We start from the raw sequence: 19901 nt of genomic DNA, 5'->3' as shown, positions 1-19901 counted from the left end.
TTTTATGAGTGATTACATTGACCTAGCCATTGTGAAGAAGCAGCTGCGAGTCCTGCATAACCGTGATGACGATTACATTCAATTACTCACAAAAGCAGCTTTAAAACACATTGAGAATTTTATCGATAAGCCCTTGGATGACGTGCTTATTAATGGTGAATTTCCAGAAGATTTAGCCCTTGCAACCTTGTTGATCATAACTGATATGTATGAGAACCGAGCGGCTCAAACTGAAGTCAATCTATACGTCAACCGTGCAGTGGAAAACTTCATGCTGCCTTATCGAAAAATGGGTGTTTAAAATGTCACGCTTAATTAGAAAAGCTGCATATCAAGCAGTTTTGCAGCAAGAAGAAGGCTTGAAAATACTAGATGAAATTTTCAAAACATTAGATCCTGCCCGCCCTCAAGATCGAATTTCAATTGAACAAGCTCGGGATCTAATCTCAAAAGCAGGAGAACAATTCAAAGATTCAATGGATTGGATGGCTGGAATATTTGAGGAGTAGACATGCAGACAGGAAAATTAAACCAATTTATTGAAGTTCAAAGAAAACAAGTTGTTATAAAAAATGATGGCAGTGGAGACCGTGAAACTGTTTGGATCACCATCTTTCCAATTTATGGTCGCATAACGGATGCCTCAATCCGTGATTTCATTGCTGCACGAAAAGATCAAAAAGTGATAGCAACCCGTATTGTGCTTCGTCAGGACGATATTGAACCAAATACTGATTGGTCGCTCTGTCGTTTGTTATGTGATGGGCTTTATTACCGCATTATTGCGCCCTTACGTGATAACAAAACAGGGCGTGAATATGTCACTTTGGCTTGTGAGTTGGGGGCATATGTATGGCAGGATTCGAAATAGAAGGTCTAAAAGAAGCCTTAAAAAAAATGGATGAACTGACCAAAAATGTGGCTAAAAAGCATGTAAAAAAGGCGCTTCGAGCAGCTGCAAAGCCTGTTTTACAGTCTGCCAAGGACAATGCTAAAAAGATTGATGACCCTAAAACCAGTGCAGATATTTCCAAAAATTTAGTTATACGCACAGGCAAAACTGGTGATAAAAACACCACAAAAGTCCGTGTAGGTGTTAAAGGTGGTGGTCAATTTTGGCGAAGCAACGAAAATGTGCAGCGTAAAGGCAAACCACGAGAGTCAAATCCGCATTACACCCCTGTAGAAAATGACACAAAACACTTTTGGTTGGTTGAGTTTGGTACATCAAAAAACAAAGCTCAGCCATTTATGCGCCCGGCATTAGAATCAAACATTCAAAATGCCACAGATGCTTTTGCTGAAAAGTTGAAAGCAGATTTGATGGGGGATATTAAATAATGTTGATTATCCCACTTTACGACCATTGTGCTGCAAATGCTGAATTATCAGCATTACTTTCCGATGGTGCAGGTTTAAGAGTCGGTGAGTTTGATGCCAGCAATACAGAAGGCACACCATATGTATGTTGGCAGATAATTAACGCAGATACGGAGCAATACTTATCTGGTGCATCTGACATGGATTCTTTGTATGTGCAAATTGATATATATGCAAAAACTAAAGGTGATGCTCGTACCATTGCAAAATTAGTGCGAAAAGTCATAGAAGATTACTGCGCAATTGAAGGCTTTACAGGATGTGAGCTTGAGCAAGAAACCAATTTATACCGTATTCGGATAGACAGCCGATGGTTAGAAGAACCTTAACTAAACGAAAGCCACCCTAGAGGTGGTTTTTTTATGGAGAAAATTATGGCACGACGTACACAAGGTACAGACATTTGGGGAGTTGCTGAATCAATCACAACACCAGGTGAATGGGAGCTGTTTAAAGTAGAGGGTGCATTAAACTTTAAACCGGGTACGGATTCTAAAGAGCGTATTGAAATTACCCCTTTGGATGAAGAGGAAAGTAAGCAGTACATGGAAGGAGGTGGCCTAAAAGATACGGGTCAATCTACATTTGACTTAAATGCTGATCCCAAGGTTCCATCACATGGACGATTATATGACCTAGAAGTTTCTGGTAAAGCACTCAAGTTTATTGTTGGCTGGGCTGGAAAGAATAAAGGTGAAGTAAAAAATATTGTCCCATCCATTGATGCTGCTACAGGTGAAGTAACCCTGCCACCAGGGCGCAGCTGGAATACCTTTACAGGCTATGTTGATTCTTTCCCAATGGATCTTGATGCCAATACTGTTGTTAAAACAACCTGTACAGTCCAACGTAGTACCAAAGTTGCTTGGATTCGTGAAACCGCTTAAACCCGAGCCCCGAAAGGGGCTAACTTTTTTGGATTAAACCATGAATAAAAAATTAAGTATTGCTGATATTAAGTCAGGCATTTTGGTTGATGTGCCTGAATTAATTACTGTTGAAGTTGTTGTAAAAGGTAAAGTGTGTAATTTTGAAACGTACATCAAAATTATGGATTATTCGACCGCAATTGCTCAAATGGAAGCGAATCGTAATAATAAAGAATCTTTAGCTAGTATTTTGGCTGACTGTATTGTCGATGAACAAGGCGAAGCAATATTTACCGAAGATGAAATTCGTTTGAAATTTAACAAACCATTTATTGAAGCGATTTGGGCAAAAATCCTAGAGAAGAATTTTTTGGGAAAGGTCACACCGACGACGAATTCGAGCAAGAAGAAATCTGGGCAGAACTCGTCCTCAACGGAATCGGTGGAAGAACAATTGCAGAAGCCAAACGAACCATTAGCCACAGAGAGTTTATCTTCTGGAGACAATACCGAACAATCAGAGGCAGTTTTAACTTCGGATTAAGACTTGATGAAGCCCTAGCTGATTTGAAATATATGTACGCCAAAGTGGAAGGTTTTCGGGTAGAAGATAAATATGACTTTTTACCACATCATGATGCACCAGATATTGGATTTGAAGAAGCTGCATCGATGTATGGTGGGGAATAGGGTGGCTTTTTTATGTACATATGATTATTGTGTCCTAAATTACAAAATTTGAGGGCTTAATGAAATACTTTTTATTTTTATTGGTTTTTACATCAAATCTAGTTCTTGCGGGACACGAAAGAACTTTAGATGAACGTTGTGCTGGTCATGCTGAATACGTTATGGAGCTATTAAAAAATAGGTATAACGGAGAATCTCTGACTGAACAAAATGAGTTGGTGGATGAATGGAGTGATCCAGTATATCGAGACGAAATTAAAAGGATTCTGTCTAGCCTCATATATACATTGCCAATTGAACACTTAGAGAGTGATATTAAATATCAAGCATTACATACCTATATTGCAGCTTATAGGAATTGCATTAGAAAATATTCGTGATTGAACTAAAAAAGAACCCCGTTTTACGGGGTTTTTTATTATCTGGAGAAAAGTATGGCTACAGCTTCATTGGGGCGTTTAACCCTAGATTTAGTGGCTCAAATTGGTCAATTTGTCGAGCCAATGGACAAAGCTGAACGTAAAGCCAAAGAATCTACCGATAAAATGGGCAAGGCTTTCTCCAATTTTAAAGAACAAATGAATCAAGCCCTTGGTGGTACACAGGTTGGGACATTTATTACAGATATCACAGGAAAGTTGGGAGTATTCGAGGGAGGTGTCCTTACTACTACAGCAGCTTTAGCTGGTATGGCAGTCGGTGGCTCAGTAGTTGCAATGGGTGGTCTTGCTGCAATGACTATAGAGGTAGCCAAAGCAGACACTCAAATGGCAATTCTAGCGAACCGCGCCAAAATTAGTACTACGAATTTTCAGATTTTGAGTTATGCATCTGATCAGCTCGGTATTTCACAGGATCAACTGGGGAGTATTTTTTCTGATGTTCAAGAAAAACTGGGTGAATTTAGTGCTTCCCAAGGTGGTGGTGCCGCTGATTTCTTTGATGCTTTGAAAAATAATACAAAGCTTACGGATGATCAAATCAAAGCATTCGGTAAAACACTTCAAGGTAAAGATGGTGTTGAGGCTGTCCAGCTAGTTAAAGATAAATTGGATGAATTAGGCGCGACTTCACAGGAGCAACGTTTTGTATTTGAAAGCCTTGGAAGCGATTTAGGCAATTTACTACCACTTTTTGCTGATGGTGGTAAATTACTTGATGAATATGGTTCAGCCTTAGAAGACGCAGGGGTTATTAAGACTGAGGAAGCAATTAAACAGTCTCAAATGTTAAATGCTCAAACGCAGGCTGTAAGTATTCAATTTCAAGGTTGGAAAAATCAGTTAGTTACAGGTTTTATGCCAGCCATGGTGGATGTCGCAAATGCCATATTTGGAACATCAAAAAATGGACAACAGTTGCAGGATGTCGGAGCCGGAATTGGTTCAGTATTGAAAGCTGTAACTAAAGTAGCCCTAGGTGTATCTGCTGCCTTTACTATCGCAGGCAAAGTTATTGGCGGTACCGCTGCTGCGATTGCTGCTCTAAAAGGGGATAAAATTGCCACAATTAATATGATGTTTGATGATATTGGCGATACCTTAGAGGATTATGGTAAACGTATTGATGCAGTAAGTATTACAAGTGATGCAGCAAGTACTTCGTCCAGTGCATTAGTCAATTCAATATATGCAGTGAATACTGCAGCAAATGAATCTGCAAGAGGACTTGCAATAGATACCAAAGCAGCTGAAGAAAATGCTAAAGCTGCTGAGAAACAGGCTTTAAGTAAAGCTAAGTTAAAGAAAGAACAAGCTGATTTAAATAAAATGGTGGGTGCATCTGCACTAAGTGGCTTACGTATAAAAAGTTCCGAATCTTTTGCTGGTGGTAATGTTCGTGCCTATACAGCTAATTTTGCACAGATGGCTCAGGACACTTTAGGCAGTTCTTTATCTCGATTTACTGCATTTAATGATACATACCATAAAGGAACAAACAGCAAGCATGCCACAGGTAATGCCTTTGATTTCACCATTGAAGATGCAAAACAGTCTGAACAGGCAGTAACTCAGCTTGAAGCATTAGCAAAGCGATATGGTTTTGTTGTTAAGGTCTTGGATGAATATAAAAATCCATCTAGCCGTGCCACAGGTGGGCATATTCATGTTTCAGTTTTAGGTTATAACGGTTCTTCTGGCGCTTTAAAAGAAGCAAATGCTGAATTAGATATAGTCAAAAAAACGAATGAGGAGGCCACCCGCATTCGGAATGAACAGGCCCGATTGCAGCTTAATGTTTCATCTCGTTATGCAACTGAAGAGCAGAAAATGGCAGATGATAATGCTCAAAAGATCAAAGATGTTAAGTTGGCATATGAGGGTGATCAATCGGCTATTGATAAATATCTGAAACTTCAGGCTGATGCATACCAGAAGGATGTTTATAATTTTCAAAAGGCACAAAAGGAAAAGTACGACAGCACCAAAAACGATTTATTGGGTCAAATGGCAAATGCAGAGGATGCAATTGCGTTATCTGGTGTTGCGTCTAAGTACGGGAAAAACTCTTACCAGTATCAAGTAGCTGGCTTGAATGCATCGTCTAAGCAGGCAAAGTCTGGTGAATTTGATGATTACACCAACAATGTAAATCGGATTAACAAGGACTATGACGCACCAGATGAGGCCCAAAAGCGCTATGAGCTTCTGGAGTTAGCAAAAGCGACCCACCTAGAGAAAATGAGAGCCTTAGATGCTGACTATAATGCAAGTTCAAAACAGCTTGTATTAGATCAGTATCAGCAGCAGATGGATATGTGGCAAGGTCTTCTGACTAATGGCCAGAATACATTTTCACAACTCACACAATCTGTTAAGGACAGTGCGGGGGAGCAATCTACTGCTTATAGAGTAATGCTTGCTGGTCAGCAGGCGTTTTCAATTGCATCTTCTATGGTTGCAGCTTGGACAGCCTATACGCAAGCATTTGCTGATCCTAGTGCTATGACACTTCCGCAGAAGTTTGCAGGTGCTGCATCAGTAATGGCTGCATTAGCTCCAGCTTTAGCAACGATTTCTTCGGTAACGATGAAAGGCTTTGCGACAGGTGGTCATATTACGGGTAAAGGTACAGGCACGAGTGATGATATTCCGATTTGGGCATCCAATGGTGAGTACATGATGAAGGCTGCTGCTGTTGCGAAACTTGGAATAGGCAATCTTGATTACATGAATGCTACAGGTAATTTACCTGGTAAGTTTGCTGATGGTGGATTGATACGTAATACCCCTGATTTAGGAAATCCTAATTTAGGCTCTACGCCTCAATTTTTAGGTCGAGAACAGCAATCTTCATCAAATGGTATGCAGGGTCTTACGATTATCAATCAAATTGAACAGGAGGATTTGGTTGGTGGTTATTTTAGAAAGCCTGCTGCTGGGCAGTTAATTTTAAACCTCATCAAGGCAAATCCTTCTGAGTTTAGGCGCGCAATGGGAGTGTAAATGAAAATCCAAACTACACTTTTTGGTGAATTGGTTTTACTGGACCAGTGCACGCTTGTGGGATCGTCTGAAAGTCTAGGTTTTCAAACTTACGTCAACAGTTCACATAATGGCACGGAGAAACGAAAAGCTTTACGTGAAACCGCATCTCAAGTTTTGAATATTGATTATGTGGTGGCACGTCCGGCTTTGGCGCAGAACTTCAATGTGTTGTGGGGTGGTTTACGTAAACTGTGGGCCATTCCTGTTGATGTAGAGTGGCAGCGTATTGGTGGTGTGGACGGTGATTTTATTGAATGTGAAACTTCAATTTATGATTTCCGAAACGATTCCCTGGCATTGCTTAAGCATAAAGATGGTCTAGCTGTCGTTGAAATCAAAGAGATACAAGCCAATGGTTTAAAGCTCTATGAGTCGATCACCTTGCAGAATTTCACTATACGCCCACTTCGAGTGGGCTTTATTTTGGGTGATGTATCGGCACCTATCAATGCAGTTTATGGACAACCCAGCCTTCAGTTTCAGGTGATGGATGCACCTTATCTTCAAGCACCTGTCCCCGCAGAGTTTCTTGGACATGACATTTACTTCAAGCGTCTATTGCTGGAAGGTAATGCGTTAAATGTCACCGTGCTGCAGCACCAGACTGTGGTGGATTTTGGATTAGGGCCGATTGATCAGCATAGCAACTGGCTACATGCCCGCTACGGCAAACCGATGCGAACTGTTATGAAAGGTCAGCAAGCCTTGTTTGAGTATCGACAGTTTCTATTTCGCCGACTGGGGCAATATCGCGCATTTTGGTTGCCAACATTTGAGCGCAATTTCTATGTCAAAAGTACAGGTGCGATTTCAACTGTGATTGACGTTGAGTTGAATCAGTACCAGGAATATGCCTCGAATCGAAAGCATATCGCTATTCAAGACAAGTCAGGCAATTGGACTGCACATAGCATTTCAAATGCAGTGCAAACCAGTAACACACTGAGACTCAGCATTACACCAGCACTCAATAAAGCTGCTGTGGATATTCGAATGATCAGCTATTTAGGTCTTCATCGGCTCAATAACGATTCAGTGGATATTCAATATAAAGGCGCTGGTATCACTGAGTCTTCAGTCGCCATTTTGGAAATTGAGCCATGATGAAATTTTTTACTCGATTGCTCGGTAATGGGCAATCAACCATTGCCAAGCGGGAACTGTATCTCTTTCAAACAGGCAATGTACAACGTGCCTATACCAATGGAGATGCCTTTATTGAGCATGCGGGTGTGGTGTATGAACCGCATGTGATTAAACGTGGTTCGCATAAGTCTGGACGAGACTTAGAGAAGCAAACCATGGAGATAGAATTTTCATTGCTTTCGGTATTCGCCCAGAACCTTTCCCGTTCTGAACTTGAAGAAATTACCACGGTTCAAATGTTCAGTTATGAAGGGGTTGAGTTTAGACAGTTTTGGTCAGGTCGATTGACCAAAGTCAAACCGCATGATGAAGGCATCAAACTTCAATTTGAGACGGAATACACCAAGGTGGGGCGTAATGCGGTGACTCGAAAGATTCAAGCCACATGCCCATATCGATTGTTCGATCAAGATTGTCGTTTGGCCAAGGCAAATTATGCGGTGAAGACCACCATCAAAAGCGTGGATAAGCTGAACATGGAGCTACGTGGCCTAGAAGCTTATGCAGACAATTACTTTCTGATTGGCATGATTGAAGATCCAAGCGGGGTATTGATTACCATCGATACTAGCAAGGGTAATCACCTTGTTTTAAAGCGGCGCTTTGATTCGTTTAGCAACATTGCACTGAGCGATGCTGAATACACGGCATTGATGGATGACATTGCCTTAAAGACTCAAGCATTGGCAGATGCCCAAGCTGCATTGGTGCTTAAACAAACGGCCTATAATCAAGCGCTTGAGGCATTGAATAATGCAGCTCCTGAAGATCCAAATTACCAGGACTTAGTGGATGCGCTTGCACTGGCTGAAACTGAAAAAAATGCAGCAGCTGATGTAATCCCGATTGCTGAAGCTGAACTTCGCTCCGCTGAAGAAGCCGTGCCTTATGTGACGCTTTATCCCGGGTGCTTAAAAACACCAGATGCATGTAAGGCCTATGCCAATCTGCCAAATTATGGCGGTTTTCCTTTTGTTCCGGGTGATAACCCATTGGTTCGACAGGTGGTGTGATATGTGGCCTCAGATTATTTTTGCTGTTGTGACCATGATTGTATCGGTCGCAGTGTCTTTGATGATGATCAAGAATCAGAAGACACGGACAGTGGCGGGTGAGGTTGAAGCACCCAGCGTTGAATATGGGACACCGATCAAGGTGGTACTCGGTTCACGCGATGTCGCACCAACCTATACCTATTTTGGCGATCAAAAGGCGGTGGCTCTGAAAAAATGAAAATTTACATTCGACATATTCGGGCTGCGAAGTATTGCAGAAAAGAGGGCGTTAAGCCCTTTTTTGATGCCCATCATTGGGACTGGTCAGATTTCTTGGCCAATGGGATTGATGCACAAAAGCTGATTGATACACAGGATGCTATGGCTTTAAAAGTCGTTGAGATTGCACAGGAAGAACACAATGAGCGGTGGAAAAAAACAGACATACGCACATAAATACTATGCAGGTTGGCAAGCCGTTCTTGCCCATGCAGGGTGCTTTCTTCGTCGCATTTGGGTAGAAGATAAAGAAGCATGGTATGGCGGGATGGGCAATGGCTCAAGCCGTATTGCGCAGCAAAATTTATTTGGCGGCCATGATGTAGGTGGTGGTGGCGGGGTAACGGGTAATTTTAATTATTACACGGGTTCTCCAAACCAAATGCCAGATCCTTATTTAGAAAAAAAGTTAGGTGTAGGTAATGTCCCTGCTTCACGCGGTGTTTGTTCATTTGTATGGAAGCAGGGATATTTCGGAACATCCAATTATATGAAGGATTGGAAATACCGACTTTCATATGTGAATGGTATTAAGCCGACCTTTATTGATGGCGTGACTAATATTGTGATCGCAATGGACAGCTCAAGATCGATGACTGAGGAAGATTTTTTATTCTTCACAACGTCTGGTGTTGCACGAATGATTGGGTTAATTGGGGATTTGGTGGCGGTATATGATGGATCAATAATTAATCTTCGATTAATGTTCTTTGATGCATCACTCCATATTAAAGATTATGTTGGGTTCACAGAAGATGATGTGCCGGATGCTATTGCTTGGATAAATGCTAAACGTCAAGTTAGCGGGGTGTCCATTTCCAGTATGATCAGTTCGGCTGAGAGTTTTTTAAATACACACCAAACAGAACATTGTCGTCGAATATTTATCCCTATGCATGATGGGTGGGATGTAACCCCTGCTGTTATTGAGCAGTTTCAATCCATGTTTCATGACACTTCTGTTTATCAAACCCATACATTTTCATCAGCAAGTGTTGATTTTGTTCCATTAAATGCCTTGCTTCTGCAGGGGGATAATACTCCAGAAGATAATACGGGGCTTGGAGCATTTGTGCCTCACTTTGCACCAGGTGATGCTGAAGCAGTTTTTAATATTGAAGCTTGGTTTGGGGTGCGTTCAGGTGAACCAGACATGAACCCAGCAGACATGCTGTGGACCTGCATCACCAACACAGCGTGGGGGATGGGGCAACTAGAAGAGATGCTGGATAAAGACAGCTTTTTAAATGCTTGGGCGGTGCTCAATCAAGAAGACATGTATATGTCGATCGTGTTTGATGATGAAGGTGAGATAGAGAAAATCATCGACTTGATTTGTGAGCACATTGATGCGGTGTGTACGGTAGACAGTCGCACCAATAAGTGGGTACTCACCCTGATTCGTGATGATTATGTTGCAGATGACCTACTGATTCTGGATGAATCGAATGTTGGCAAGATTTCAGATTATGAAATCCGTACTGCAGCAGAGCAAATCAATCAGATTACCGTGACCTATTGGGAGAAAGAAACAGGCAAAGATGCCACGGTGACAGCACAAGATCCTGCACGTATTGCCCAAAATGGCTTGGTGAATAAATCGGTGACTTATGATGGCTTTACCAATGCCAAGACTGCTTATATGGCAGCTGAGCGTGATTTAAAAGCACTTTCTAGTCCTTTAAAAATCGTCACACTCAACAATGTTGATCCTGACACTGCATTGCAGTTGAAAGAGGGTAATGCCTTTCAGTGGAATTGGGCAGCACATGGCGTGGATGGGGCGGTGATGCGCGTCAATTCGATTGACTATGGCGACGATCACAACTTTGGAGCAACGATTGAAGCTATTGAGGATGTGTTTAGTACCCCGATGAACTCTGTAGTGCCTTATGTACCACCGTATGAGAACCCAGCCAATCAAGCACCGCTTGATAACCCTTATGTCCGTGTACTTGAGCTTCAATACTATGATGCAGTGCAATTTGCCACTGAGTCAGAAGTGAATGCTGATCTTGCAGATGAGCCTACATTGTCACGCGTTGCTGTGGTGGCTCCACGTGGCCAACAAAATGCCATGTCGGCTGAGATTTATGTGGATTCAGGTTCAGGCTATGCCTCTAAAGCAACGTTGGATTATTGCCCAAGTGCAGAATTGGCGCAGGCCATTGGCAAAATGGAATCTACATTCGCTATTCGTAAAGTCGAGGATTTAGAAGAAATTGAGCTGGGTAAATGGATTTTGGTCAATGATGAGCATATGGCGGTGACCGCCATCAGTGAAACTGAGATTACGGTCAAACGTGGGGTGAACTATACCGTTCCGCAGGATCAAGCTGCAGGTTCAATGATCTTATTCTGTGATGATTACATTGCATTGGATGAGACGGATTACTTTGCGGGTGAATCGCTCAATGTGAAGTCACTCACCAAGACGGGATCGGCACAGCTTGCGCTTGGTTCCGCAACCGCGCATAGCATTGAGATGGTGGGATTGGCAAACCGACCTTATCCACCAGCGAATGTGAAAATCAATGGTGAGTATTGGCCTGAAGAAATTGAAACAGATCTGGTTTTGACTTGGGTTGACCGTAATCGCTTGCAACAAACTGGTGGTGATTTTCTCAGTTGGTTTGATGGTGGGGTGGCGACTGAGAGTGGCGTAACATATCAATTAATTTTGGTTGAGCACGATGAAAATAACATCGAATTACGCACCCAGAATTTAAGTCTCGGCTCACTTCATACCTACACCTTTGCAACATCAGCGATGAATGCCAATACACGTACGATTGAAATGACATTGAAATCTTTACGAGACGGATATGAATGTGCAGCGCCATTTGTGCATTCGGTTGAGTTGTCACAATTCTTCTCAGCACCTTATGATTTAACAGTTGAGTTTAAAAATGACTAATCGTTTAGAGCTAAATTGGAAAGTAGATGGGTTTGTGGATGAGCAGCGTTACTACTGTTCAGGAACGCCGATTGATCCTGAAAACTTACCTGCACCTAAAGCGATATTATCGGGAGATGTTAGATCTTATATAGATACTAATATTATTTCAGATCAAACTTATTTTATCCGTTTAAGTTCAATCAAGAACGGCACTGAAAAGTTAAGCACTGAAATAATAATAGTTACGCAGAAAGACCAATATATTCAATATGTTGTATCGCTCATTCATTTTCTTGGAGAAGATAACTCTACAACAATAATAGATATTAAAAATAAACATTGGTTGACTTATGGGAATGCAAAAATATCAAAAGATCAAAGTAAATTTGGAAATACTTCATTATTTTTGGATGGAAATGGTGATTATGTATCAACTCCGCATCATGCGGATTTCAATATGGGTGCAGAACAGTTTACGATCGAGTGCTGGGCAAGACTTAGTACATTAGGAACACCCTGTTTTTTTTCTAAATGGAGCGCAACATTAGATAGATCATGGGCACTTTTTATACCCTCTACAAACCAATTATGTTTTAGGTTTTGGGATGGTGCTCTTATACAAGATGTGATGGGAGCTTGGGTTCCTTCATTAAATACTTGGCATCACTTAGCTGTGTCCAAAGACAGTAATAATATGATACGTGTTTTTGTTGATGGTGTTTCAATAGCTTCCGCGATGAGGGTCGAGCCTGTTTTCAATAGTACAAGAGAGGTCTGGCTCGGTGGGGCGAGGGACTTCCCATCTTTAGATTTGAATGGCTATATTGATGAGTTTAGGTATACGAAAGGGATAGGTCGTTATCAAGCAGAATTTATACCACCATCAATGCCTTTTTCAGACAAATAAATATCTTCATGGCACTTTAGGGTGCTTTTTTATTACCAAAAATTAGGGGGCGAAATGTCTGAAACAACAGGGCAAGCAATTGCTGAAGCGAGTGCTGCAGTTACATCAATTTCAACCAAAACAGCAGTAGGGGGATCAATTGCTGGCTTGTCGGGGAAGTTATTGGGTTTAGATCCAATCACAGCGATTGGCTTGCTGGTGGCGATTGCAGGCCTATTAGTGAGCTTTATGAGCTTCTTGATTAACTGGTACTACAAGCGTCAAGAAAACAAACGTGCCGAGCAACTACATCAAATTGCGCTGAGTAAAGCGAAGGGTGAATGCAATGTCGAATAAAACGAAATACTGGGCAATGGGATTAGCAGCTTCGGCTGCTTTTTTTTGGAATTTAGAAAGTAAAGAGGGAAATATGCCTGTTCCCTACAAAGATACTGGTGGCATTGTGACTCAAGGTATCGGATCAACAACCAAGCCTGATGGCACCAAGATTAAAATGACCGATCCTCCAATTTCACGTAAAACCGCATTGGAATGGGCAAAAGCACATGTGGCCAAAGATGAAATTCCATTTCGTAAATCTCTCCAGGGCGTGAAGCTGTCTCAAGTCGAGTATGACGTATATCTCGACTTCACCTATAACTTTGGTCAAGCCAATTGGAATCAGTCCTCCATGCTTCGCAATTTGAAAGCAGGGAAGTATAAGCAGGCTTGTGATGCATTACTCAAGTGGAAGTACGTGGCCAAACGTGATTGCTCGGTTCGATCCAACAACTGTTATGGGGTTTGGACACGTCAGGTTGAGCGTCACTCGAAATGCATGGGAGCGCAGTAGATGCAAACCTTTTTAGCAAAATTTTATGAAGCCGTCATATTTACTTTGGCGGCTTTTTTATTGGTGGTATTGATTGGCCTTGGTGTGCAGACGTTACGTGTAGGCCATTACAAAACCCAATTTGAAAATGCTGAACTGACATGCAATCAGCAAAAAGCAGATATTCATGCGGATTATAAAGACCAAGCGGATCTAGCTGCCCAGAGATATCAAGAAGCACTGGCCCAGCGGCAATCAACAATCAATCAATTGAGTTCAGACTATGAAACTGAAAAAGCCAAATACAAAGTTAAAGTTGAAACTGTCACAAAGTTTGTCGATAAAGTTGTTGAGCGCGACGTTTATCGTAATGTTTGCTCAGATGATGACGGCATGCAGTCCATTAACTCGCTTATCAAAAGTCGAAATACCAGCTAATTTGATGCAGCCATGTCCGCAGCTCAATGAAATTCAGGGTAACACTGGAAAGGACTGGATGATCTGGGGTGTGGATACGGTGGCAAAGCATAACGAATGTGCATTGCAAAATGATGCTTGGATTAAGATTGGAAAAGCCCTCAAGTGAGGGCTTTTTTTAATTTATTATGTTTAGTGAAGCACCATCTAGTATCCCTTTAGTTGAAAGGCAAATTTCCAATTCTTTGAATAGTCCAAAAAATTCCGAAATGGATATTTCACCTGTAACTTTTTTTACATCGATGGTTTCAAAATTTTCAACTTTTTCTTTTAAATTTGAATCATTATTTAAATAAACAATTACAGAAATAGATTCAATTTCAGTAGTTCTCAATTTATAGTTTGCTTGAAATGTGTATCCAACGATATGTTCTTTTTCAGCAATATTGAGTTTGGCTCTCATAGCGAATAATAATGTTGAGAGATCTGCATCATCGGCAGTAATAGTACCTTTATAATCACCATAATGTGTTCCAGCTTTAAATGTTTCTTGCATGATACGTACCATATTTAAAATAAAAATTTATAATCAATATATACTTTTAAAGCCAAGAACGACTAAAAGTTAGGTTATTTAAACACAACATTTGCACCTTTCCAAAATTTTCCGAATCGGCTTGCAAAAAAGTGATTGCAATACATTCAGTATGAAAAACTTAGGCATTATCAGCATTGGGTAAAGTTCTAATTGATTATGAAAAGAGTGTTTGAGGTAATATTGTTGTGCATCCTTTTTATAGGATGCACAACTTATTCAATTTCTATAAGACTCCATACTACTGTATTCGTCTAAAGTATTTGAATTACACAAGTTAATTAACCAAATAGTCCTTTTGTGTTTAGCACGAAATGTAGCCTAGAGATTAGCTCTTCTCTCATTTTTTGAGCTTTCGCAGCTTTGTTATTCCCACCATTTCCTAAGTATAAAGAAGATGTTATACCAATTGCATCTGGTAAATATTCATCAATTGATGACTCATTTAAAAGACGAATTGCTTGATTCGTTGGTCGTGTACTTTTGCAAGCTAAAGCTATACTTGCATATAAAACGTGAAATTTAATATCAGTACTCTGATTGCTTTCAAGATTCGGAATATTGCGAGTATGCTCTTCAACTTTTTTTCCAAAATAACTAATAAGATAATAAACCTCTAGAGGAGTATTTTCTGAATATAGTCTGTTGTAAGAATCATCATCATCTAAAAGTGTAGAAGGTCTAGCTCGTGCATAGTCTGGGCGTTGCATAAGTACAGATATTAAACATTGAGACATAAAAGATATACTTACTATCTCTTTAGGTTTTTTCCCTTCATTTTTATAAAAGTTTTTTCGTCGATCATAAAAAAGTCCCTTAGGCTTCAAGAATGACTCAATTTGCCGATGAATTGGATCTGTTGCTCTCAACGATGCTTTTGGAATTTGAGTTTGGCTATTTGTTGCCTTAATGATTTTGTCTCGAACTTCTTCACTTGTTGGAACAATAACCCTTATTAAGACATTTCTAGATTCTGCTTCTTTTCGATGAGGGTGATTTTTAAAGAAAAGATTTATTACAGAACTAGTCTGTAGACCATTTACAATTTCAGGGTTTTGAATAGATAGTAGTTTATTTGTCTTTTGGGTTACATTAGAACTAAGTATGGTAATACCATTATTTAACCACCAAAAATCTTCTCCACTATCATGTAGTAATGTATTTTCAATCTCTGAGTTCACATTATTTTTGCCTTGATAGTCTCGGACATTTGACTCAAATATGTGCTTAATTAACTTGTCGTCTGTATCAGTTATAAATTTGTATAATTCAACTATATTGGTTAAACCAATATAGGAGCTAGTATTGTTAGAAATACAGTTCTCGACCAGATTCAAATCAAAATCAGTGTCAGCTACTTTTTGATAAAGCTCTGTGAGCTTTTGGGCACCATAAAAGTTAAAATTAACTGTAGAATTTGCGATTTTAGTTTTGATAAGTGTTTTTAATTCCTCAGACTGAGCTCTTACATTGTCATGTACATCACTTCCTTTTGACGTGTAATAAATATTTATTTTTACGTTTCCTCTTCGAGAAACTAATGCAAGGTATATTTGCTGAAAAACATGAAATGAATTTAATACATCGGCTTTGTATCTATGAGAAAATTGACTAAAGTCTGCCTCAAAATCCAATAAGTTTGCTAAACTTGATTTTAGAGTTGTAATTGGTGTTTCAGCAAAAGAGTTAGTTAGTTTTGATTGTATAATAACAACTTCAATTTCAATATTTTTCTTATATTTTTCCTTTATATTCTTAACGGTTAATAAATTTTCATTTTCCGTATCTTCTAATTCACTTTCTTCTTCTTGAGTTATAAAGCATCTCCAATCAATCAAATCACCATTAATGAATAAGTAAAAGTTATCAATACCACCATCTAAAGAACCATCTACATTTCCAGAAGTGATTTCATCATAAGTTAACTCATTATTTTTTAGGATTTGCAAAGCAGAAAAGGTACCAAAAAAAGTGTTTGCATCGGTATCTATTCCCAATTCCGTGATTTGATCATCTAGAATTTGTTGAAGGATAACGTGAGCGTTTGTTGTCATTGAAAACTACTCTGAGTATATTTATAAAAAGTAATATACTTAAAAATAATTTAAATTCAATATTTTAATTTTTATCTATTGGCTACTTTTGCACCTTTCCAAAATTCACCACGTCGACGAATTAGAAATGAACTAGCAATACTTTCAGCATGAAACTCTTTTGCATCATCTTTGTTATCGACCCAAAACCATTCAGGTTGATAAACCTGTTGGACATCTGAAAAATCATCATATTCCAGTATTTCTTGTGTTGCATCTCGATAGGCAAGCCACTTGCCGTCTTTGGTTATATAAGCCATTTTTTGTTCACCTCAGCTTGATTAAAGAAGCTATCAATTAGCTTATTTAGTCATTTGTTGAACCAAAATTTTTGATGGAATTTGATTGGTAACTCCAGGATTCTAATTTTTCATGGTATTGGAGTGTAATTTGATGTGTGTTTTTACCATCTGTGCGCACGATTGGCTCAGCAGTAATATTATCGTTTTCATCTTTATAAAATTGGGTGTCGATAATTTCAACATACTTCCATTTTTCAAAAAAATCAGAAGTTTCTTTATTGAGATTATCTAATGCTGTTATCGAAAAATAATTTTTATAAATTTGATGTTTCATAATTTAAGTACTCCTATAAAAATTTCACTTCATGAAATTATCATAGGCATAAAAATAAAGTTTTACGACATTTTTTAACATTTGCGACAGAACTGCGTCTGTTTATTAATAAATATCTGATTTAAATTGGTATATGCTTCCTTTGACATCGTAGAGGTCTCCAGTTCGAGTCTGGATATACCTACCAAAATTCGTTGATATTTCAACTCATTAAAGCCCACTTCAAAAGTGGGCTTTTTGTTTTCGGGGAACTTTCGGGGTATTTTCGGGGAATGGCGTAATTCCCCAATGTGGAAAACTTGCCCATTTAAACTTAAAACCAATTATTAACGGTAGCTAAATCAATAACTACTTGGACAGCTATTCTTATTTCATCGGGACATTTTTTCTGTTTTCGGGTTAAATGAGACTAAACAAAGCCGTGTAACATTTAAGGTGTATTGTGTTAGTTTTAGAGAAAATAATGAATCATCTGGATTAATCAATGACATTAAAAAAATTATACGTAGAGCTTTATTATGGAGAATATTCTTACTCGGAAAGGATAAAAAAATTAATTGAATATGTTGAGAAAAATGAAAAAATTCCAATTGAGTTACTAGAGTTATATCCTAATTATGAATCGCTCTTACTAAATGTAATACAGACCAAAGATTCTGAATTTTCATCCAATTGTTTAGAAGCTGAAATATTGGCAGCGACATTCTTTCTAGGTGTTTTAGCTGACTATAAGAATGGTAATTTAAGCCCTCTTAAACTATGTAGAATTTTTAGTAATTTAGAGTGTGGGTTCCTTGATGCTCCAAGAGGACTTAAAAATAACTTAGCTTACTATCCAGAATGGATAGGTGGCCTCTATGATGCTTGTGACTGGTGCGATGAAACATGGACAATCGAAAATTCACCTCATTTAATTGATGCAATACAACATCAAACTAATGTTATCCATGAGTGGCTTTTGAAGCCCCATTTAGTATAATGGCGTTATACGAAATTTTAAAAAATATAGTAAAAATAGTTACTTACATCTATAATTTTTGACTTATTATAAGGTGTATTATGTTAATTTTAAAAATATAAAAGGTAATTAATATGGAAATTGATTTCAATGTTAAATCCGTTTCAGGTTTAATTGGATCTTTAAATATTCAAATTATTCCTAGTGATCTAAATAAAAATGGAAGTTGTCTAAATTCGATAGTAATTAATGAAGTTGCATTTTCGTTGGTTGAACACTTTTTTAATAGGAATAAGGTGGAATATTTTCATTGGGGAAATACCTATATTGGTTCTGAAATCATTGGAGATATTGTTAAAGATTTATACTATTTTCATAGTTTTATAGCTAAAAGTAATAAATCTGACAAAAAATTGAAACTTATCTTCAGAGAGGAAACAAAGTTTTTTGAGGAAAATTTTTTAATTTTTAAACCTAAAGTCTTAAATATGATCAGTGAAATAATTAATTTTTTAAAAGATAATGAAAATCAAAAAGATGGAATTACAGTTATTGGTATTTAAGAAGATTTTTGAGCCTATTTAACATACTGGCGATTATATGAAATCAAAAGCTGATGATCCATGTAATGAAAGCATCAGCTTATTGGCAAGACTAACGGTAGCTAATCCGCTCAGGTTTAGGTGCTTCGTGACCCTCTAAATAGTGATCCGTCATCTTCACAGTTGCGTGGCCAGCCAGTGCCTGCGCGTACTTCTTTCCATACTTCTGTGTGATGTTATAAATACCTAAGGCACGTAAGTCATGCAGCGATGGTCTTTGGTTTAGTTCTAAATGATCATACGCACCAGACAGGTCCCGATACTTTTTAAACTGCTTGGTAATGTGATCCTCTGTCACAGCAAAAGGATGCAGTTTCGCATTACGGATTTGTTCGTTAATGCGGTCTGGTCGAGTTGCAATGAGGTAGGGGCAGCGTAGTCGCATAGAATGCTCTATACACTGCAATACGACTTCTCGTAGCTCAGGATGCATATCCACTTCAATAAACACAGGCTTGTCGTAATTCAGCGATTTATGCTGCAGTACGGTCATGGTGTTGTCTTTGATGTTAATGCTTGAACGTTCCATCACCACCAGATCGGCACGCCGTTGAATAGAATGCAATGCCAGATCAATCGCCAGTTTTAACCAAGGCGGACAAACAGCTTTTACAATTTCCAGAGATTCGTTGGAATGTCGCGTTCTGACTTTTTCTGGCCGTATTGGCTTTAAGGTTTTCTCTGCAATATTTTCAGGTGCCCAGCCGTTGGCCACAAAGTATTTCCAAATGTCGATAAGCTGTGAACGGTGCTTTTCTGCCTGAAAGTCGGTCTGCTGTTTCAGGTATTCAGAAATCATAAGTAGGGTAATGTCGGTGCAATAGAACTGCCCCCACATATCCTGATATTTACCAATGTTCGCCGTGACATTGACCAAGGTATTTTTGGCAAGTTTCTTCTTGGGTAAGTGCAGCTTTTCATATTCATCCAATGCTTGGCCAAAGTTTGGAATATTACTTTGCTTATGTGCTTTTTCTACTGAAGATAGAATTTTAGACACAATGTCTGGGTTACGCTCAAGCACGGTGTTGAGTGCCTGAGCTGCCTTAATGGCTTCATTACGGTCTTTACCAAGTGACTTACGCTGTCCGTTTGGTAGGAGGTAGCGAAAGTACATAGTGCCATTGGGCTTTTTGTCGACTTCGACATGGGGAGGTAAGTCCAAGTTCCCCGACTTGCGACCTCGAGGAGCCATA

The 19901-nt window shown here is 39.2% G+C and carries 25 protein-coding genes; 20 read left to right on the top strand and 5 right to left on the bottom strand.

The genetic code is table 11. The features are described 5' to 3' along the window. Positions 1 to 4: 4 nt before the first annotated feature. The 18 genes from KVY11_RS01230 to KVY11_RS01145 all read left to right on the top strand — a co-directional run bounded on the left by KVY11_RS01230 (position 5) and on the right by KVY11_RS01145 (position 13902). The gene (locus KVY11_RS01230; RefSeq protein WP_218287825.1) at positions 5 to 301 is read left to right on the top strand and encodes a head-tail connector protein; all 297 of its coding nucleotides are present in this window, start codon (positions 5 to 7) and stop codon (positions 299 to 301) included. A gap of 1 nt (position 302) precedes the next feature. Beyond that, positions 303 to 509, top strand: a complete 207-nt coding sequence (locus KVY11_RS01225) for a hypothetical protein (protein WP_218287823.1) — start codon at positions 303 to 305, stop codon at positions 507 to 509. A gap of 2 nt (positions 510 to 511) precedes the next feature. Beyond that, positions 512 to 871, top strand: a complete 360-nt coding sequence (locus tag KVY11_RS01220) for a head-tail adaptor protein (RefSeq protein ID WP_218287821.1) — start codon at positions 512 to 514, stop codon at positions 869 to 871. Then, positions 853 to 1341, top strand: coding sequence for an HK97-gp10 family putative phage morphogenesis protein (locus tag KVY11_RS01215; protein ID WP_218287820.1), 489 nt, complete (start codon positions 853 to 855; stop codon positions 1339 to 1341). The genes KVY11_RS01220 and KVY11_RS01215 overlap by 19 nt, the downstream gene beginning before the upstream one ends. Then, positions 1341 to 1709 carry a DUF3168 domain-containing protein gene (locus KVY11_RS01210; RefSeq protein ID WP_218287818.1) on the top strand — a complete coding sequence of 123 codons (369 nt, stop codon included), beginning with the start codon at positions 1341 to 1343 and terminating at the stop codon, positions 1707 to 1709. The genes KVY11_RS01215 and KVY11_RS01210 overlap by 1 nt, the downstream gene beginning before the upstream one ends. A gap of 45 nt (positions 1710 to 1754) precedes the next feature. Next, positions 1755 to 2267: a phage tail tube protein gene (locus tag KVY11_RS01205; protein WP_218287816.1), complete on the top strand. Its 513-nt coding sequence runs from the start codon at positions 1755 to 1757 to the stop codon at positions 2265 to 2267. 40 nt (positions 2268 to 2307) lie between these two features. After that, positions 2308 to 2793: a phage tail assembly chaperone family protein, TAC gene (locus tag KVY11_RS01200; RefSeq protein WP_218287815.1), complete on the top strand. Its 486-nt coding sequence runs from the start codon at positions 2308 to 2310 to the stop codon at positions 2791 to 2793. Between the two features lie 205 nt (positions 2794 to 2998). Further along, positions 2999 to 3319 (top strand): hypothetical protein, encoded by a 321-nt coding sequence (locus tag KVY11_RS01195; RefSeq protein WP_218287813.1) that lies wholly within the window; start codon positions 2999 to 3001, stop codon positions 3317 to 3319. A 54-nt stretch (positions 3320 to 3373) separates the two neighbouring features. Further along, complete coding sequence (locus tag KVY11_RS01190) at positions 3374 to 6385, top strand: gp58-like family protein (RefSeq protein ID WP_218287811.1); 3012 nt, start codon at positions 3374 to 3376, stop codon at positions 6383 to 6385. Continuing rightward, positions 6386 to 7531, top strand: a complete 1146-nt coding sequence (locus KVY11_RS01185) for a hypothetical protein (protein WP_218287809.1) — start codon at positions 6386 to 6388, stop codon at positions 7529 to 7531. Next, on the top strand, positions 7528 to 8586 hold the full coding sequence (locus KVY11_RS01180) for a phage BR0599 family protein (RefSeq protein ID WP_218287807.1): 1059 nt from the start codon (positions 7528 to 7530) through the stop codon (positions 8584 to 8586). Before KVY11_RS01185 ends, KVY11_RS01180 begins: the two co-directional genes overlap by 4 nt. 1 nt (position 8587) lies before the next feature. Beyond that, complete coding sequence (locus tag KVY11_RS01175) at positions 8588 to 8806, top strand: hypothetical protein (RefSeq protein ID WP_094148325.1); 219 nt, start codon at positions 8588 to 8590, stop codon at positions 8804 to 8806. Continuing rightward, entirely contained in the window at positions 8803 to 9024 is a 222-nt protein-coding gene (locus tag KVY11_RS01170) for a hypothetical protein (RefSeq protein WP_218287738.1), read from the top strand. The genes KVY11_RS01175 and KVY11_RS01170 overlap by 4 nt, the downstream gene beginning before the upstream one ends. Next, positions 8990 to 11764 (top strand): phage tail protein, encoded by a 2775-nt coding sequence (locus tag KVY11_RS01165; RefSeq protein ID WP_218287806.1) that lies wholly within the window; start codon positions 8990 to 8992, stop codon positions 11762 to 11764. Before KVY11_RS01170 ends, KVY11_RS01165 begins: the two co-directional genes overlap by 35 nt. Continuing rightward, entirely contained in the window at positions 11757 to 12653 is an 897-nt protein-coding gene (locus tag KVY11_RS01160; RefSeq protein WP_218287805.1) for a LamG domain-containing protein, read from the top strand. Before KVY11_RS01165 ends, KVY11_RS01160 begins: the two co-directional genes overlap by 8 nt. Positions 12654 to 12707: 54 nt before the next feature. Continuing rightward, on the top strand, positions 12708 to 12989 hold the full coding sequence (locus KVY11_RS01155; protein WP_058869409.1) for a holin: 282 nt from the start codon (positions 12708 to 12710) through the stop codon (positions 12987 to 12989). Further along, complete coding sequence (locus KVY11_RS01150; protein WP_218287802.1) at positions 12979 to 13485, top strand: glycoside hydrolase family protein; 507 nt, start codon at positions 12979 to 12981, stop codon at positions 13483 to 13485. The genes KVY11_RS01155 and KVY11_RS01150 overlap by 11 nt, the downstream gene beginning before the upstream one ends. Beyond that, complete coding sequence (locus KVY11_RS01145; RefSeq protein ID WP_218287801.1) at positions 13486 to 13902, top strand: hypothetical protein; 417 nt, start codon at positions 13486 to 13488, stop codon at positions 13900 to 13902. 157 nt (positions 13903 to 14059) lie between these two features. Here the strand turns inward: KVY11_RS01145 and KVY11_RS01140 are convergent, their stop codons facing one another. From KVY11_RS01140 to KVY11_RS01125, 4 genes are all read right to left on the bottom strand, one after another. Then, positions 14060 to 14437, bottom strand: coding sequence for a hypothetical protein (locus KVY11_RS01140; protein WP_218287799.1), 378 nt, complete (start codon positions 14435 to 14437; stop codon positions 14060 to 14062). 320 nt (positions 14438 to 14757) lie between these two features. Next, on the bottom strand, positions 14758 to 16530 hold the full coding sequence (locus tag KVY11_RS01135; protein ID WP_218287798.1) for an AIPR family protein: 1773 nt from the start codon (positions 16528 to 16530) through the stop codon (positions 14758 to 14760). Between the two features lie 71 nt (positions 16531 to 16601). Then, the gene (locus KVY11_RS01130; RefSeq protein ID WP_218287796.1) at positions 16602 to 16829 is read right to left on the bottom strand and encodes a hypothetical protein; all 228 of its coding nucleotides are present in this window, start codon (positions 16827 to 16829) and stop codon (positions 16602 to 16604) included. Positions 16830 to 16875: 46 nt separating this feature from the next. Beyond that, the gene (locus KVY11_RS01125) at positions 16876 to 17145 is read right to left on the bottom strand and encodes a hypothetical protein (protein ID WP_218287795.1); all 270 of its coding nucleotides are present in this window, start codon (positions 17143 to 17145) and stop codon (positions 16876 to 16878) included. A 484-nt stretch (positions 17146 to 17629) separates the two neighbouring features. On the opposite strand from KVY11_RS01125, the gene KVY11_RS01120 reads away from it, so the two are divergent. After that, a complete protein-coding gene (locus KVY11_RS01120; RefSeq protein WP_218287794.1) occupies positions 17630 to 18124 on the top strand; it encodes a hypothetical protein in 495 nt (164 codons plus the stop codon). 113 nt (positions 18125 to 18237) lie between these two features. Beyond that, a complete protein-coding gene (locus tag KVY11_RS01115) occupies positions 18238 to 18666 on the top strand; it encodes a hypothetical protein (RefSeq protein WP_218287792.1) in 429 nt (142 codons plus the stop codon). Between the two features lie 91 nt (positions 18667 to 18757). Here KVY11_RS01115 and KVY11_RS01110 read toward each other — a convergent pair whose 3' ends face one another. Next, on the bottom strand, positions 18758 to 19900 hold the full coding sequence (locus tag KVY11_RS01110; RefSeq protein WP_218287791.1) for a tyrosine-type recombinase/integrase: 1143 nt from the start codon (positions 19898 to 19900) through the stop codon (positions 18758 to 18760). Position 19901 lies beyond the last annotated feature (1 nt).

Source organism: Acinetobacter sp. CWB-G5, from assembly GCF_019209785.1.
Lineage (GTDB): Bacteria > Pseudomonadota > Gammaproteobacteria > Pseudomonadales > Moraxellaceae > Acinetobacter > Acinetobacter johnsonii.
The sequence above is the reverse complement of the archived record's forward strand: the minus strand, read 5'-3'. Positions and strand labels throughout refer to the sequence as shown.

Bases quoted from the DNA above. Each gene is read 5' to 3' on its own strand.
- KVY11_RS01160 (WP_218287805.1), top strand. From the start codon at position 11,757: ATGACTAATCGTTTAGAGCTAAATTGGAAAGTAGATGGGTTTGTGGAT.
- KVY11_RS01125 (WP_218287795.1), bottom strand. From the start codon at position 17,145: ATGAAACATCAAATTTATAAAAATTATTTTTCGATAACAGCATTAGAT.
- KVY11_RS01210 (WP_218287818.1), top strand. From the start codon at position 1,341: ATGTTGATTATCCCACTTTACGACCATTGTGCTGCAAATGCTGAATTA.
- KVY11_RS01155 (WP_058869409.1), top strand. From the start codon at position 12,708: ATGTCTGAAACAACAGGGCAAGCAATTGCTGAAGCGAGTGCTGCAGTT.
- KVY11_RS01200 (WP_218287815.1), top strand. From the start codon at position 2,308: ATGAATAAAAAATTAAGTATTGCTGATATTAAGTCAGGCATTTTGGTT.
- KVY11_RS01110 (WP_218287791.1), bottom strand. From the start codon at position 19,900: ATGGCTCCTCGAGGTCGCAAGTCGGGGAACTTGGACTTACCTCCCCAT.
- KVY11_RS01165 (WP_218287806.1), top strand. From the start codon at position 8,990: ATGAGCGGTGGAAAAAAACAGACATACGCACATAAATACTATGCAGGT.
- KVY11_RS01115 (WP_218287792.1), top strand. From the start codon at position 18,238: ATGGAAATTGATTTCAATGTTAAATCCGTTTCAGGTTTAATTGGATCT.
- KVY11_RS01120 (WP_218287794.1), top strand. From the start codon at position 17,630: ATGACATTAAAAAAATTATACGTAGAGCTTTATTATGGAGAATATTCT.
- KVY11_RS01130 (WP_218287796.1), bottom strand. From the start codon at position 16,829: ATGGCTTATATAACCAAAGACGGCAAGTGGCTTGCCTATCGAGATGCA.
- KVY11_RS01230 (WP_218287825.1), top strand. From the start codon at position 5: ATGAGTGATTACATTGACCTAGCCATTGTGAAGAAGCAGCTGCGAGTC.
- KVY11_RS01150 (WP_218287802.1), top strand. From the start codon at position 12,979: ATGTCGAATAAAACGAAATACTGGGCAATGGGATTAGCAGCTTCGGCT.
- KVY11_RS01145 (WP_218287801.1), top strand. From the start codon at position 13,486: ATGCAAACCTTTTTAGCAAAATTTTATGAAGCCGTCATATTTACTTTG.
- KVY11_RS01205 (WP_218287816.1), top strand. From the start codon at position 1,755: ATGGCACGACGTACACAAGGTACAGACATTTGGGGAGTTGCTGAATCA.
- KVY11_RS01175 (WP_094148325.1), top strand. From the start codon at position 8,588: ATGTGGCCTCAGATTATTTTTGCTGTTGTGACCATGATTGTATCGGTC.
- KVY11_RS01140 (WP_218287799.1), bottom strand. From the start codon at position 14,437: ATGCAAGAAACATTTAAAGCTGGAACACATTATGGTGATTATAAAGGT.
- KVY11_RS01135 (WP_218287798.1), bottom strand. From the start codon at position 16,530: ATGACAACAAACGCTCACGTTATCCTTCAACAAATTCTAGATGATCAA.
- KVY11_RS01180 (WP_218287807.1), top strand. From the start codon at position 7,528: ATGATGAAATTTTTTACTCGATTGCTCGGTAATGGGCAATCAACCATT.
- KVY11_RS01215 (WP_218287820.1), top strand. From the start codon at position 853: ATGGCAGGATTCGAAATAGAAGGTCTAAAAGAAGCCTTAAAAAAAATG.
- KVY11_RS01225 (WP_218287823.1), top strand. From the start codon at position 303: ATGTCACGCTTAATTAGAAAAGCTGCATATCAAGCAGTTTTGCAGCAA.
- KVY11_RS01185 (WP_218287809.1), top strand. From the start codon at position 6,386: ATGAAAATCCAAACTACACTTTTTGGTGAATTGGTTTTACTGGACCAG.
- KVY11_RS01190 (WP_218287811.1), top strand. From the start codon at position 3,374: ATGGCTACAGCTTCATTGGGGCGTTTAACCCTAGATTTAGTGGCTCAA.
- KVY11_RS01220 (WP_218287821.1), top strand. From the start codon at position 512: ATGCAGACAGGAAAATTAAACCAATTTATTGAAGTTCAAAGAAAACAA.
- KVY11_RS01170 (WP_218287738.1), top strand. From the start codon at position 8,803: ATGAAAATTTACATTCGACATATTCGGGCTGCGAAGTATTGCAGAAAA.
- KVY11_RS01195 (WP_218287813.1), top strand. From the start codon at position 2,999: ATGAAATACTTTTTATTTTTATTGGTTTTTACATCAAATCTAGTTCTT.